This is a genomic window from Actinoplanes sp. NPDC020271, from assembly GCF_044388125.1.
Taxonomy (GTDB): Bacteria; Actinomycetota; Actinomycetes; order Mycobacteriales; family Micromonosporaceae; genus Actinoplanes.
Genome location: NZ_JBIRWQ010000034.1, coordinates 1 through 13228, shown reverse-complemented (window position 1 = coordinate 13228; position 13228 = coordinate 1). Strand labels below are relative to the sequence as shown.

Genomic DNA, 13228 nt, shown 5'->3' with positions numbered 1-13228 from the left:
ACCGGCCGCCGGTCAAGTCGAATCGTGAAGTCATGTTGACTGTGAATCCAGGACTCGCCGGTGTCGTCGCGTTCGACACCGAGATCGCCGAACCCGACCGTGACGGCGGCTCCCTTCGCTATCGCGGTGTCGACATCCGCTCCCTGGCCGGGCAGGTGTCGTTCGCCGACGTCTGGGGCCTGCTGGCCGACGGGGACTTCGACCGTCCGCTGCCGGCGGCCGAGCCGTTCGAGATCCCGGTGCACTCCGGGGACGTACGCGTCGACGCCCAGGCCGCCGTGTCGATGCTCGCCCCGCAGCGGGGTCTGCGGCAGCTCATCGACATCGACGACGTCCAGGCCCGGGACGATCTCGCCCGTACCTCGGCAATGGTCTTGTCGTATGTGGCGCAAGCCGCCCGGGGAGCGCGGGCCGCCGTCCCGCAGCGCCTCGTCGACGCGGGCCGCAACGCCACCGAACAGTTCATGATCCGCTGGCAGGGCGAGCCGGACCCGCGGCACGTGGCCGCGCTCGACCGCTACTGGGTGTGCGCCGCCGAGCACGGCATGAACGCGTCCACGTTCACCGCCCGCGTCGTCGCGAGCACCGGCGCGGACGTGCCGGCCTGCGTCTCGGCGGCGATCTCGGCGCTCTCCGGCCCGTTGCACGGCGGCGCCCCGGCCCGCGTGCTCGGCATGATCGAGGCGGTCGAACGGTCCGGCGACGCCCGGCGGTACGTGCGCGGCGTCCTCGACGGCGGCCAGCGGCTGATGGGTTTCGGTCACGCGGTCTACCGGGCGGAGGATCCTCGGGCCCGGATCCTGCGGGAGGCGGCGTTCGAGCTGGGCGCACCGCGCTTCGAGGTGGCCCGGGAACTGGAGCTGGCGGCGCTGGCCGAGCTGCGCGAGCGCAAACCGGACCGGGTGCTGGAGACCAACGTCGAGTTCTGGGCCGCGGTCGTGCTGGACTTCGCGGGCGTGCCGGCCGAGTTGTTCACCTCGCTGTTCACCTGCGCCCGGACGGCCGGGTGGAGCGCGCACGTCCTGGAGCAGAAGCGCCTCGGCAAGATCATTCGCCCGTCGGCCGACTACGTGGGCGTGCCGGGGCGCGAGGCCGCGGAGATCACCGGCTGGTCCGACGCCCGGCGCCGGAACAGCTGATCATGGAGACAATCGATTTCGGACGTACGGCGTCCGACTACGCCCGCCACCGGGCCGGTTTCCCGCCGTCGCTGATGGAGCGACTCGCCCCCTACCGGATCGGCGAAGCGGGCCAGACCGTCCTCGACCTGGGCACCGGCACCGGCACCCTGGCCCGCCTCTTCGCGGACCGTGGTGCCGTGGTGACCGGCCTCGATCCCGCCGAGCCACTCCTGGCCAAGGCGCGCGAGGCCCGTCCCGACATCACCTGGATCGCCGGCCGGGCCGAGGACACCGGCCTGCCGGGCGCCGCGTTCGACGTGGTCACCGCCGGTCAGTGCTGGCACTGGTTCCAGGCCGGCGCGGCCGCGGCCGAGGCCCGTCGACTGTTGCGCCCGGGCGGCCGCATCGTGATCGCGCACTTCGACTGGCTGCCGCTGCCCGGGAACGTGGTCGAGGCCACCGAGCGGCTGATCCTCGCCCACAACCCGCGATGGTCGCTGTCCGGCGGGACGGGCATGCATCCGCGCTGGCTGACCGACCTGCGCACGGCCGGGTTCGGCGGGGTGGAGACGTTCTCGTTCGACGTCGACGTGCCCTACACGCGGGAGGGCTGGGTGGGCCGGATCCGGGCCAGCGCCGGGGTGGCGGCGAGCCTGCCGCCCGAGGCGGTCGACCGTTTCTCGGCCGAACTGACCGCGCTGATCGACACCGGCGAGTTGGCCGTCCCGCACCGGGTGTGGGCCGTCATCGCGCGGAGCCCGGCCTGAGATCGCACCGGTTCCCCGCGCGGCAACACCAGCACAAAACATCTCGGCACCCGGGGCGCCGGCCCGCCACGGGCCGGCGACTGCCTCACACCGCGTCGACGGTGGACGGCTGCCCGGCCCGGGCCAGCGTGGCGTAACGGCCGCCCAGGGAGATCAGACTGTCGTGGTCACCGGACTCCAGGACCCGGCCGTGGTCGAGCACCACGATCTGGTCCGCGTCGCGGACCGTCGACAACCGGTGCGCGATCGTCACCGTCGTCCGGCCGCGGGACAGCTCGTCGAACGCGCGCTGCACGGCCCGCTCGGTCTCGTTGTCCAGCGCGCTGGTCGCCTCGTCGAGCACGAGGATCCGCGGGTCGCGCAGCAATGTCCGGGCGATCGCGATCCGCTGTTTCTCCCCACCGGAGAAACGGTGGCCGCGCGAGCCGACCATCGTGTCGTAGCCCTCGGGCAGCGCCTCGATCAGGGAGTGGATCTGCGCCGCCCGGCACGCGGCCTCGATCTCCGCGTCGGTGGCGGCCGGTTTGGCGTACCGCAGATTCTCTTTGATCGTCGTGTGCAGCAGGTAGGTCTCCTGACTGACCACGCCCACGATGTCCGACAGGTCGGTCAGCGCCAGCTGCCGGATGTCGACCCCGTCGATCGTGACGCGGCCCGAGGTCGGGTCGTGCAGACGAGCGATCAAGGCGGCCGTGGTGCTCTTGCCCGAGCCCGTCTCGCCGACCAGGGCCAGCGACGTGCCCGCGGGAACGTCCAGGTCGATCCCGGTGAGAGCCGCGCCCGACCGGGAGTCGTAGGCGAAGTGGACATCCTCGAAGCGGAGGTGGCCACGCACCTCGGCCAGGCGCACCGGCGACTCGGGCGAGTCGATCTCCACCGGGAGGTCCAGGTACTCGAAGATCCGCGCGAACAGTGCCAGCGAGCTGGTCATCGTCACGCTCACGTCGAGCAGGCTCATCAGCGGGCGGAACAGGTTGCCCTGCAGCGCGGTGAACGCGACCAGCGTGCCGATGCTCATCGCGCCGGCCGCGAACGGCAGCCCCGCCGCCAGGTAGATCGTCGCCGGGATGACCGCGAAGATGATGTTCATGGCGGCCATCCGCCAGCGGCCGGCCAGCTCGGAGCGCAGCTCCAGGTCGATCAGCCGGGTCGACGAGCCGGTGAACCGCTCGACCTGCGCGGCCCCGGCACCCATCGTCTTGCTCAGCTGGACGCCGTTGATCGACAGACCCTCCTCGATGATCACGTTGAGCTCGGCGAGCTCCCGCTGGCGGGCCGCGGTGATCTTCTGCCGCATCCGGGCGACGCGCCGGGTCAGATAGATCGCCGGCGGCAGCACCAGCAGCGAGATCAGGGTGAGTTGCCAGGTCAGCGCAACCATCGCGACGATGGTGGCGACCACGGTGGTGAGGTTGGCGGCGATGCTGGTCGCGGTCGACGTGACCACGGACTGCATGCCGCCGATGTCGTTGGTGATCCGGGACTGGACCTCGCCGGTCCGCGTCTTCGTGAAGAAGCCGACCGACTGCCGCTGCAGGTGACTGAAGACGTCGACGCGCAGCCGGTGCATGACCCGCTGGCCGACGGTGGTCGAGATCCACGTCTGCACCACGCCGAGCACGGACGTGATCGCGGCGACCACGATCATGCCGGCGACCAGCCACGACAGCAGTCGCAGGTCACTGTGCGGCAGGGCGACGTCGATGATCTCGCGGAGCAGGAACGGTGACGCCATGCCCAGCACGGACGCCACCACGATGATCGCCACCACCAGCGTGAGCTGCTTGCGGTGACCGATGAACAACGCGCCGATGCGGCGCAGCGACACGGATCGGGCCTGCGCCCTCTCCGCGGGGGTCACGGTCCGTCCCGCGCCCCGGCCTGGTTTGTCGGCCAAGTGCAAAACCTTTCCTCAGTACGTCGGGAACAAGCTGAGGTTACCTCAACATGAGGCTACAACGGTAATCGCTGATAGCTTGTTCCCGTGGAAGAGGAGTCACTGCACGAGGTGTTCTGGGCCGTCAGCCGGCGCATGCGGGAACAGACGCGCCGCGAGATGGAACCCTGGGGCATCGCGCCGTCCCAGGGCCGCGCCCTGAGCGTGCTGCTGACCGGCGGCCCGATGCGCCTGAGCGCGCTCGCCGAGCGACTCCGCATCGCCCCGCGCTCCGCCACCGAGGTCGTCGACGACCTCCAGGACCGCGGCCTGGTCGAACGCCACCCCGACCCCGCCGACCGCCGAGCCACTCTCGTCGCCCTCACCGACCACGGCCGCGCCACCGGAACCAGCATCAAGTCCGCCCGAGCCGCCGCCGGCGAAAGGGTCTTCGCCTCCCTCGACCCCACCGACCGGGCCACCCTGTCCCGCATCCTCCGGAAACTGACCACCGCCTAGCCCCACGGCGAGGTGCTCCCGCGAACCGGCCCGCAGCGGGCCTCACGCCTTCCGGCTGCGTCTCACCGTGGCCATCCGCGCCTCATAACGGTGAGACGCAGCCGGGCGGGGCAGGCGCGTGGGGGAGGTCGGGCACGGCCGGGGCTTGCGGGCGTACACGCAAGAAGGGTCTCAGGGCTTGCGCCGGAGGGCGGACCGGAAGACGAAGGCGCCGCACGCACCGAGCGCGCCCAGGCAGAGGATGGCCAGGTAGAGCCCGGCGGGGACGGCGACCAAGGACGTGGCGCCGAGGACGCCCAGGGCGATCAGGAAGATCAGGCACCAGGTGAGGGTGACCCGGGAGGCGTAGCCCATGGCGTCGCGGGCGAGGATGGCGCGCTCGTCGACGCGGCCGGACGGGCCGACGCGCAGGGACTGGGCGAACTCGTCGGCGGCCTGGGCCAGTGACGACGCGTCGACCACGGACTCCATCGCGATCTCGAACAGGGCCAGCGTCCGGTGTGCGCCGGTGTGCCCGGGGTCGAGGGCGAGCGCCCGGCCGAGCGCTTCCCGGGCGCTCAGCGGGCGGCCCGCCGCGAACAGCGCCCGGCCGTGGGTCACCTGCAGGCCGGCGTCGTAGCCGGCCAGTTCGACGGCGATCCTCAGGCCGTCGAGGGCGTCCCCGACCCGGCCCGCGGCCAGCTGCGCGTCGGCGAGCCGGTTGTGCAGGCGCGGGTTGCCCGGGTCCTCGCGGCAGGCGTCGAGGGCGGCGTCGATCGCCTCGCGGTGCCGGCCCAGCTCGGTCGCGGCGCGGCTGACCCAGTAGAGGGTTTCCGGCCCGTGCGGGTCGAAGTGCTGGGCGGCTTTCGCGGCCCGCAGGGCGGCATCGTGGTCGCCCATCGCGAGGTGCGCCCGGGCCATGCGGTGCCAGGCGTCGACGTTCTCGGGTTGCCGGCCGACGATCGGCGCGAGCAGGTGGGCGGCGTTCTCCGCACGACCACGGGCGAGAAGGTCGTCGGCCTGGGACAGCAGGGGCTCGGTTCGCACGAGTCCGTAGATCGGCGGCCCCGGGCCCGACCTTGGAAAACCTCACGTTGCGACCCGGGTGCGGTTATCCCTGCTCGCGCAGTTCGTCGCGGTAGCTCAGCAGGGCGTCGACCATGCCCTGGACGAACCGTTCCACCACCTGGAGCTCGGTCACGTCGAACTTCTCCATCACGGCGTCGGTGCGCGGCGCCAGCGGTGTGAAGAACGCCATGGCCAGCGACATCCCGGACTCGCCGTAGCGCAGGTGCACCACCCGCCGGTCGTTGCTCTCGCGCGCCCGCCGCAGGTGCCCGCCGCGCTCGAGCCGGTCGATCATCGCGGTCGTCGCACCGGAGGAGAGCCCCATCGCCTCGCCGAGCCGGCCCGGGGTCAGCGGCGCGCCGGCCCGCTCGGCGTGCATCACGGCGAGCAGCGCGTGCAGGTCGGGGCCGTGCAGGTGATTCTTCCCGGCGAAGGCGTGCCCGATGTGGTTGGCCTCACTGGCGTACGCGTTGAGCAGGTCGACGAGCCGGGAGCGCAACCGCTGCCGTTCCGCCGTTTCCCTTTCGGGGGCTTTTGTTTCCTCCACGGAGGTAAGTGTTGCAGATCCGTCCCGGGTCGGTAAGAATCTCGACTATCGAGATTCTTTGCTTTGGAGGCTTCATGAGACGGGCATGGGCGTCGCTGCTCCTGGCCCTGGTGCTCGGCGGTCTGGTGATCGGCCTCTCGGGGTCGACGAGAACCACCAACGATCCGAACGCCTCGCTGCCGTCGTCCGCCGAGTCCACGCGCGTGGCTCAGCGGCAGAAGGAACTGCCCTCCGGCCGGACGAGCGCGGCCCTGATCGTGGTGGCGAAAGGCGGGCAGGCGCTCACCGACGCCGACCTCGCCACGGTCCAGGGCCTCGGCCGGCCGATCCTCAGCGAGGACCGGAAAGCCGCGATCGTGTCGGTGCCGCTGCCGGCCGGCGTCTCGTCCGACGAGACCATCAAGCAGGTCGCCGACCTGCGCGCCAAGGTGCGGAACGGGCTGCCCGCGGGCGTGACGGCGCAGGTCACCGGCGGGGCCGGGTTCAGCGCCGACCTGGCCGACAGCTTCACCGGGGCGAACACCCGGCTGCTGCTGGTCACGGTCGTGGTGGTCGCGCTGCTGCTCCTGGTGACCTATCGCAGTCCGCTGCTCTGGCTGGTCCCGCTCTTCGTGGTCGGGCTCGCCGACCGGGTCACCACCGGGATCGTCGCGCTGATCTCGCAGCACACCAGCCTGCCGGTCAGCGGCTCGACCACGGGCATCGTGACGGTCCTGGTGTTCGGCGCGGGCACGGACTACGCGCTGCTGCTGATCTCCCGCTATCGCGAGGAGCTGCACAACCACGAGAACCGGTTCGAGGCCATGAAGGTGGCGCTGCGCGGGGCCGGTCCGGCCATCGCGGCCAGCGCCGGCACGGTCGTCCTCAGCCTGCTCACCCTGCTGCTGGCCAGCCTCGAGAGCAACGTGTCACTGGGCGTCACGGCCGCCGCCGGTATCGCGGTCGCCGCGGTGTTCGCGCTGGTGATGCTGCCGGCCGCGCTGGTGATCTGCGGGCGTGGGCTGTTCTGGCCGTTCGTGCCGCGGGTCGGGCAGGCCGGCGTCGAAGCGGAGAAGGGCATGTGGGCACGGGTCGGCCGGTTCGTCTCCCGCAAACCGGTCGCCGTCACCGTCGCCTCCGTGATCATCCTCGGGGTGCTGTCCGCCGGTGGGCTGGGCACGCGGCTCGGCCTGTCACAGACCGAGCAGTTCCGGGTCAAGTCCGAGTCGGTGGCCGGCCTGGAGACGCTGTCGAAGTACTTCCCGGCCGGCGCGGCCAGCCCGACCGTCGTGCTGACCAGCCCGGATCAGGCGCAGTCGGTGCTGGCCACGGTCGCTCGCACGCCCGGGGTCGCGCAGGCAAGGCTCGCCGAGCAGACCGCGTCGCAGGCCGGCATCCAGGTGATCCTGAACGCGGCGCCGGACACCACCGAGGCGTACGACGCGATCCGCGCGCTGCGTTCCGCGCTGGACGGGAGGGCGCTCGTCGGTGGCAGTGTCGCCACCAGCCTGGACACCCGCAACGCGACCCGGCACGACCTGCAGGTGATCGCCCCGGTGATCCTGCTGGTGGTACTGCTCGTGCTGGTGGTCCTGCTCCGGGCTCTGGTCGCGCCGCTGCTGCTGATCGTCACGGTGATCATCAGTTACGCGGCGGCACTCGGGGCCGGCTCGTTCCTGTTCGACCACGCGCTCGACAACCAGGTGCCGCTCTTCTCGTTCCTGTTCCTGGTGGCGCTCGGGGTGGACTACAACATCTTCCTGGTCACCCGGGCCCGGGAGGAGGCCGGCAAGCGCGGCACGCGGGACGGGATGGTTCACGCGGTCGCGGTCACCGGCGCGGTGATCACGAGCGCGGGCATCCTGCTGGCGGCCGTGTTCGCGGTGCTCGGGGTGCTGCCGGTGATCACGCTGACCCAGATCGGGGTGATCGTGATGATCGGGGTGCTGCTGGACACGCTGCTCGTGCGGACGGTCCTGGTGCCGGCTCTGGCGACGATCCTCGGGGACCGGTTCTGGTGGCCGGGGCGCCCGTACGCTCCGGCCGCCGGGACCGACGGCTCGGCGGCGCGGAACACCGCAGGGGACGCGGTCGACCGGGCCGAACTCACGGAACCGGCCGACAAGGCCTGATCCGCGGAGCCCCGGCCGGGCTGTCGAGCCCCGGCCGGGCTGTCGAGCCCCGGCCGGGCTGTCGAGGCTCGGCCGGGCTGTCGAGGCTCGGCCGGGCTGTCGAGGCTCGGCCGGGCTCACGGCGTACCGAATCGGGAATTTGATCTTGAGGTCAGGAGGCCCGGGCCGGGACACCGGCGAACGGGATCGCGGCCGGTGTCGTGTTCTTCTCGCCGGCCGGGTGCTGCCAGACGCCGCGACGGCGCAGCTCCGGCAGGACGCCCTCGCCGAACCAGTACGCCTCCTCCAGGTGCGGGTAGCCGGAGAGGATGAACTCGTCGATGCCGAGCGCCGCGTACTCCTCGATGCGGTCCGCGACCTCCACGTGGCTGCCGACCAGCGCGGTCCCGGCGCCACCGCGGACCAGCCCGACGCCGGCCCACAGGTTCGGCGAGACGACCAGGCCGTCCCGGTTCCCGCCGTGCAGGTCGAGCATGCGGCGCTGCCCCTCGGACTCGCTCGTGCGCAACCCGGCCTGAACGCCGGCGATGTCCTGCTCGGAGACGTTCTTCAGGAGGCGGTCGGCCTCGGCCCAGGCCGCGTCGGCGGTGTCCCGGGTGATCACGTGCAGGCGGATGCCGAACTTCATGTCCGGCTTCAGCGTGCGGATCCAGGCGAGTTTCCCGGCGACCTGGGCCGGCGGCTCACCCCAGGTCAGGTAGACGTCGGCGTGGTCGGCGGCGACCGGACCGGCCGCCTTGGAGGACCCGCCGAAATACACGGTCGGCGGGATCTCCGGCACACGGGCGAGCTTGGCGTTCTCGACCCGGACGTGCTCACCGGCGTACGTGATCGTCTCTCCGCGCAGCAACCCGCGGACCACCGTGAGAAATTCGGCCGTCCGCGCGTAGCGCGAGTCCTTGTCGAGGAAGTCACCGAACTGTCGCTGCTCGCTGGACTCCCCGCCGGTGACGACGTTGAGCAGCAGCCGCCCGCCGGAGAGCCGCTGGAAGGTCGACGACATCTGCGCCGCGAGCGTCGGCGAGATCAGCCCGGGCCGGAACGCGACCAGGAACTTCAGCCGCTCGGTGACCTCGGTCAGCATGGCCGTGGTCAGCCAGGCGTCCTCGCACCAGGCCCCGGTCGGGGTGAGCGCGCCGACGAATCCGAGCTGCTCGGCGCTGCGCGCGATCTGGCCGAGGTATCCGATGGTCAGCGGCCGCACGCCGCCGGCCGAGCCGACCGGCGTGCCGTGACCGCCACCGACGATGTCCCGGCTGTCGCCGTTGGTGGGAAGAAACCAGTGGAAGTCCATGCCCGGAGCCTACCCATAAATCCCATGGGCTCGATAGGATGCCTCAACATGATCGACGAGGCTGGGCGGGGAGGCCGCACACCTCGGCCTCGACGACGTGCTGCTCGCCGGCGCTCGCCACGTCACGCCGCGCCGATCGAACCGGGCACTCGCCGCGCGGAATCGAGGCGGAATGAAACCGGGCCGGGACTGAATGTCTCAGTCCCGGCCCGATCCCGCACCCCGATCAGGACTTGAAGACATCCTTGATCTTCTCGCCGGCCTGCTTCAGGTTGGCGCTGGTCTGGTCCGCCTTACCCTCGGCCTCGAGCCGCTCGTCGTCCGTGGCCTTGCCGACGCCTTCCTTGACCTTGCCGCCGACTTCCTCGGCCTTGTTGTCGACCTTGTCGTCGAAAGCCATCGCACACCTCCAGGTTGTCTGACCGACTTCCTTACCCCGCCGCTCCCCACTCATACCTCCTCCGGCACATCCGTCACACTTCCAAGATCAAGTTCTTCATCGCCTGCCTCCGCCGGGGTACAGACCGTCGCTCCCGCGGGGACCCTCGCGGGCTTCGCAGGGCCGTGGCCGGCCCGGAACGCGAAACCCACAAGGGCGACGTCCGCGGGTGGTCACGGTCAGGGCAACAAACCCGTCCCACGGCCGGCCGTCGTCGTCGAGCCCCGTCCGCCGTAGCCCGTGACCGACGCGGTGGTCCCGCCGCCGCGCGCCCCCGCTCCCGGCTGGGCGGCCTTCGCGGCGCGCCTCAGGTGGTGACGGCCCTCGGGGCGGGCGGTGCCGCTCGGCGGGTTGGACGGTGGGAGGGGTGGACGGTGGGCGGGGTGGCGGGACGGGGCTGGGTTATGGTGGGCGGCGAATTTGGGGGGCGCGGATGCCGTCGAAGAGGGACGTTGACGCGCCGACCGATGGCCCACGAAAACGGGCGAAACGGGCCGCTGCAAGAATCGTCAAAACTTCCAGCAACGAAGCAACCCAGGCGGCCACAAGACCGGCGAAAACCGGCAGAACGACCTCGACCGACGTCGCGCGGGCGGCGGGAGTCTCGCGGTCGGCGGTGTCGTTCGCGTTCAACAATCCGCAACGAATCTCCACCGCGACGCGGAAGCGGATCCTGGCCGTCGCCGAAGAACTGGGCTACACACCGAACACCCTCGGGCGGATGCTGCAGGCCGGCACCACCAACTCCATCGGTGTGCTGCTCCCCCAGCGACTGGCGCAGATCCTGGAGAACCCGTACTACTCGAGGTTCCTGATGGGTGCCGGCCAGGTCTGTGACCAGGAGGGTTACACGCTGCTGCTCACCCCGCCGCTGCAGGACTCGGTGCTCAAGGCGATCCCGTACGCCGCTGTCGACGGCTTCATCGTCTGCGGGCTGGAGATCGACCGGGGTGAGGTGGCCGAGCTGGACCGGCGCGACATCCCGTTCGTCCTGATCGACTCGGACCGCCACGAGGGCGCCCCGCACGTCGAGGTCGACGACCGCGGCGGCGCCCGCGAGGTAGCCCGCTACCTGCTGGAACTCGGCCACCGCAGGATCGCCGTACTCTCCATCGGCCCCGGCCCGGAGTCGGCCGGCCGCGGCCCGCTCGGCCGCCGGCTGGCCGGCATCGGGGACGCCCTGGCCGAGGCCGGCCTGACCATGGACGACGTCACCCTCGCCGAGGTGCCCTCGACGCGCCTGGAGGGCTACAGCGCGACAAAAGCCCTGGTGCCCGGAAGGCCCACGGCGATCCTCGCCCTCTCCGACGTCCTCGCCTACGGAGCCGTCGACGCCCTGCAGGAGCTGGGAATCAGCGTTCCCGACGAGGTTTCGGTGACCGGTTTCGACGACCTGGCCGAGTCCGCCTGGTTCCGCCCCCGCCTGACCACCGTCCGGCAGCCCATCGTGACCAAGGGCCGGATGGCCGCCGACTTCCTGATCTCGGCGATCCGCGGCGAGGACCAGCACCCGCACCAGACACTTGGCACGTCACTGATCGTGCGCGATTCAGCCGCAAAGCGCCCATAACCCTACCTCTGCAAGAACTTGCAGAAAGAAAGCAGCCTTCGGGCTATGTAACACGTGTTAGTTGCCTGCTAGATTTCGTCGCCATGACAGATCAACTGATCGCACCGCCCACCGTCGAGGCGCCGCCGGCATCCTGGTGGCGCAACGCGGTCATCTACCAGATCTACCCGCGCAGCTTCGCCGACTCGAACGGCGACGGCATCGGGGATCTGCCGGGCATCACGGGCCGGCTGCCGTACCTCAAAGATCTCGGGGTGGACGCGGTCTGGCTCTCCCCGTTCTACGCCTCGCCGCAGGCGGACGCGGGTTACGACGTCTCGGACTACCGGACCGTCGACCCGATCTTCGGCACCGTCGCCGACGCCGCCGAGCTGATCGCCGGCGCCCACGCGCTCGGCCTGCGCGTGATCGTCGACCTCGTGCCGAACCACTCGTCGGACCAGCACGAATGGTTCCAGAAGGCGCTCGCCGAGGGCCCCGGCTCGCTCTTCCGCGACCGCTACCACTTCCGCCCCGGCAAGGGTGAGAACGGCGAACTGCCCCCGAACGACTGGCCGTCGATCTTCGGCGGGCCGGCGTGGACGCGCGTGCCGGACGGCGAGTGGTACCTGCACCTGTTCGCCGCCGAGCAGCCCGACTTCAACTGGGACCACCCGGCCGTCCGGGACGAGTTCAAGACCATCCTCCGGTTCTGGCTGGACCAGGGCGTCGACGGTTTCCGGATCGACGTGGCGCACGGCCTGATCAAGGAGGACGGCCTGCCCGACGTCGGCGCGGACGCCGAATGGCACCTGCTCGGCGTCGGCGAGAGCCCGTGCTTCGACCGGGACGGCGTGCACGAGATCTACCGTTCCTGGCGGCAGATCCTCGACGAGTACCCGGGCGAGCGCATCGCGGTCGCCGAGGCCTGGGCGCCGAATCTGGCGCGGGTCGCTCACTACGTCCGCGAGGACGAGCTGCATCAGGCCTTCAACTTCAGCTATCTGGGTACGGCGTGGAACGTCCACGAGCAGCGGGCGATGATCGACGAATCGCTGGCCGCGATGAGCGCCGTCGGTGCCCCGACCACGTGGACCCTGTCGAACCACGACGTGGTGCGCCACACCACCCGCCTGCTGCAGACCGGGGACGGGGAGGTCGCCGGGCGCAAGGCGGTCGCCGTCGACGAGGCGGCCGGCCTGCGTCGCGCCCGTGCCGCGAGCGCGCTGATGCTGGCGCTGCCCGGCTCGGCGTACCTCTACCAGGGTGAGGAACTCGGCCTGCCCGAGGTCGTCGACCTGCCGCCGGAGGTGCGCCAGGACCCGGCGTTCCACCGTGCGGACGGCCAGGACGGCTACCGGGACGGCTGCCGCGTGCCGATCCCGTGGAGTGGCGACACCGCGCCGTACGGTTTCGGCCCGGACGGCGGCGGCAGCTGGCTCCCGCAGCCGGAGTCCTGGGCCCGGCTGAGCGTGGCCGCGCAGGCCGAGGTGCCGGGTTCGACGCTGGAGCTGTACCGCGCGGCGCTGACCGTCCGCCGCACCGACCCGGCGCTGCAGCCGATCGACAACCTGCGCTGGGTGACCGCGCCGGCCGGCGTGCTCGCGTTCGAACGCGAGGTGGCGGGCGCCCCGGTGTTCCGCTGCGAGGTGAACATGGGCGACGAGCCGGTGACCCTGCCCCGCGCCGGTGAGCTGCTGCTGGCCAGCGGCCCGGTCGAGGGCGGCCCGGACGGGGTCGTGCTGCCGCCGGACACATGCGTGTGGTGGTCCCTCTGATCTGACAACCGGCCCGGCCACCCTCGGACGGTGCGGGTGGGCGGGGTGGGGGGGGGGGGGGGGGGGGGGGGGGGGGGGGGCGGGGGGCCCCGGGGGCCGGGGGGGGGGGGCCCCCCCCCCCGGCGGCCGCCCCCCCCCCCCCCCCCCCGACCACCGGACCCCCGCGCGCCGCGGGGGCGC

General features: G+C 71.6%; 12 protein-coding genes. 6 read left to right on the top strand and 6 right to left on the bottom strand.

Translation table 11 applies throughout. The features are described from left to right. The first annotated feature begins 32 nt into the window (after positions 1–32). Both ACH442_RS42355 and ACH442_RS42350 read left to right on the top strand, forming a co-directional pair. Positions 33–1139 carry a citrate synthase 2 gene (locus tag ACH442_RS42355; protein ID WP_396343804.1) on the top strand — a complete coding sequence of 369 codons (1107 nt, stop codon included), beginning with the start codon at positions 33–35 and terminating at the stop codon, positions 1137–1139. Between the two features lie 2 nt (positions 1140–1141). Then, complete coding sequence (locus ACH442_RS42350) at positions 1142–1888, top strand: class I SAM-dependent methyltransferase (protein ID WP_396343803.1); 747 nt, start codon at positions 1142–1144, stop codon at positions 1886–1888. Positions 1889–1973: 85 nt separating this feature from the next. Here the strand turns inward: ACH442_RS42350 and ACH442_RS42345 are convergent, their stop codons facing one another. Next, positions 1974–3749 (bottom strand): ABC transporter ATP-binding protein, encoded by a 1776-nt coding sequence (locus ACH442_RS42345; RefSeq protein ID WP_396343883.1) that lies wholly within the window; start codon positions 3747–3749, stop codon positions 1974–1976. Between the two features lie 123 nt (positions 3750–3872). Between ACH442_RS42345 and ACH442_RS42340 the strand changes: the two genes are divergently transcribed. Continuing rightward, positions 3873–4283, top strand: a complete 411-nt coding sequence (locus tag ACH442_RS42340) for a MarR family winged helix-turn-helix transcriptional regulator (protein WP_396343802.1) — start codon at positions 3873–3875, stop codon at positions 4281–4283. A 171-nt stretch (positions 4284–4454) separates the two neighbouring features. Here ACH442_RS42340 and ACH442_RS42335 read toward each other — a convergent pair whose 3' ends face one another. Next, the gene (locus ACH442_RS42335) at positions 4455–5309 is read right to left on the bottom strand and encodes a tetratricopeptide repeat protein (protein WP_396343801.1); all 855 of its coding nucleotides are present in this window, start codon (positions 5307–5309) and stop codon (positions 4455–4457) included. Between the two features lie 64 nt (positions 5310–5373). Next, complete coding sequence (locus ACH442_RS42330; protein WP_396343800.1) at positions 5374–5877, bottom strand: MarR family winged helix-turn-helix transcriptional regulator; 504 nt, start codon at positions 5875–5877, stop codon at positions 5374–5376. A gap of 74 nt (positions 5878–5951) precedes the next feature. Here ACH442_RS42330 and ACH442_RS42325 point away from each other — a divergent pair, with 74 nt between their 5' ends. Then, on the top strand, positions 5952–7988 hold the full coding sequence (locus tag ACH442_RS42325; RefSeq protein ID WP_396343799.1) for an MMPL family transporter: 2037 nt from the start codon (positions 5952–5954) through the stop codon (positions 7986–7988). Between the two features lie 151 nt (positions 7989–8139). Here the strand turns inward: ACH442_RS42325 and ACH442_RS42320 are convergent, their stop codons facing one another. From ACH442_RS42320 to ACH442_RS42310, 3 genes are all read right to left on the bottom strand, one after another. Then, positions 8140–9282, bottom strand: coding sequence for an LLM class flavin-dependent oxidoreductase (locus ACH442_RS42320; protein WP_396343798.1), 1143 nt, complete (start codon positions 9280–9282; stop codon positions 8140–8142). A gap of 226 nt (positions 9283–9508) precedes the next feature. Beyond that, a complete protein-coding gene (locus ACH442_RS42315; RefSeq protein WP_396343797.1) occupies positions 9509–9682 on the bottom strand; it encodes a CsbD family protein in 174 nt (57 codons plus the stop codon). Positions 9683–10123: 441 nt separating this feature from the next. After that, complete coding sequence (locus ACH442_RS42310; RefSeq protein WP_396343796.1) at positions 10124–10354, bottom strand: hypothetical protein; 231 nt, start codon at positions 10352–10354, stop codon at positions 10124–10126. On the opposite strand from ACH442_RS42310, the gene ACH442_RS42305 reads away from it, so the two are divergent. Together ACH442_RS42305 and ACH442_RS42300 are read left to right on the top strand one after the other, a co-directional pair. Continuing rightward, positions 10338–11291, top strand: a complete 954-nt coding sequence (locus ACH442_RS42305) for a LacI family DNA-binding transcriptional regulator (RefSeq protein WP_396343795.1) — start codon at positions 10338–10340, stop codon at positions 11289–11291. The genes ACH442_RS42310 and ACH442_RS42305 overlap by 17 nt on opposite strands. 83 nt (positions 11292–11374) lie before the next feature. Continuing rightward, positions 11375–13048, top strand: coding sequence for a glycoside hydrolase family 13 protein (locus tag ACH442_RS42300; protein WP_396343794.1), 1674 nt, complete (start codon positions 11375–11377; stop codon positions 13046–13048). The last annotated feature ends 180 nt before the right edge of the window (positions 13049–13228 follow it).

What these genes read in the sequence shown, in the direction of transcription:
- ACH442_RS42355 (WP_396343804.1), top strand. Translation starts at nt 33, where the DNA reads ATGTTGACTGTGAATCCAGGACTCGCCGGTGTCGTCGCGTTCGACACC.
- ACH442_RS42350 (WP_396343803.1), top strand. Translation starts at nt 1,142, where the DNA reads ATGGAGACAATCGATTTCGGACGTACGGCGTCCGACTACGCCCGCCAC.
- ACH442_RS42325 (WP_396343799.1), top strand. Translation starts at nt 5,952, where the DNA reads ATGAGACGGGCATGGGCGTCGCTGCTCCTGGCCCTGGTGCTCGGCGGT.
- ACH442_RS42320 (WP_396343798.1), bottom strand. Translation starts at nt 9,282, where the DNA reads ATGGACTTCCACTGGTTTCTTCCCACCAACGGCGACAGCCGGGACATC.
- ACH442_RS42315 (WP_396343797.1), bottom strand. Translation starts at nt 9,682, where the DNA reads ATGGCTTTCGACGACAAGGTCGACAACAAGGCCGAGGAAGTCGGCGGC.
- ACH442_RS42300 (WP_396343794.1), top strand. Translation starts at nt 11,375, where the DNA reads ATGACAGATCAACTGATCGCACCGCCCACCGTCGAGGCGCCGCCGGCA.